Source organism: Flagellimonas lutimaris (assembly GCF_003581615.1).
Taxonomy (GTDB): domain Bacteria; phylum Bacteroidota; class Bacteroidia; order Flavobacteriales; family Flavobacteriaceae; genus Flagellimonas; species Flagellimonas lutimaris.
Window position 1 is genome coordinate 1 of the sequence record NZ_QXFH01000024.1, and the last position, 758, is coordinate 758.

General features: G+C 50.1%; 1 protein-coding gene. It reads right to left on the reverse strand.

What is annotated here, in order from left to right:
• On the reverse strand, positions 1-419 hold a 419-nt coding region (locus D2V08_RS01335), incomplete at its 3' end, for an InlB B-repeat-containing protein (protein ID WP_439108264.1).
• Positions 420-758: the final 339 nt, after the last annotated feature.

Here is a 758-nt window from a genome sequence, read left to right on the forward strand (position 1 = left end):
CCTTGTGGGGTCTCCGGGCACTCATCGATATCATCGGACACCCCGTCAGCGTCGGAGTCGAGCTTTTCGAAATTCGCAGTGACATCGCTGTCGGCGTAGATTTCGAAGGTATGGGGGTTCTCAGTGGAGGCCACGTCCCCCGACCATCCCTTGAACACGCGGTGTTCGTCTGGAAAGGCTTTGATCGTTGCCTCTTCCCCTTCGACGAACTCTTCCTCGACAGGGGTGGCGGTCCCGCCCCCGGAGGAACTTAACTTAAGGGTGTAGGAGGGGATATCTTCCTCTTTGCAGCCGGTAAGCAGTATGACCACAGATAGGGCCAACAATAATCTTGATCTCATAATCATGAATTTATATTCGGGTGTTTTAGGAAATGGCGAGGGGCCGCAATGCACCTTGCCATCCTCCTCTTTGTCCATCCCTTGTTTTTCTATACGGTCCCCGGTTCTTTTGAAAAAGAGGGGGGGCTGTTTTCAGGACAAAGGTCGTGACACTGTCGGAACCTATGTTGCCCAAAAGGCCCATTTTTTTTCGCTTTCGGTCCATGGGTTTGCAAGGTCCCGTAAAGAAACACCCCGTAAGCGGGGGGCTTTTATTTTTGGATTTTCCACTATGGCGTGCAACTGCTGAAAATTGGCCTGGGCAGTGCCCAAATCGCAGCTCTATATGAAAAACCCTCACAATATGGACTTACTTCATTTGACTGGACATTGAGATAGGAGCATGTTGACTGTTTGAATTAACTTTGAAAACATGTC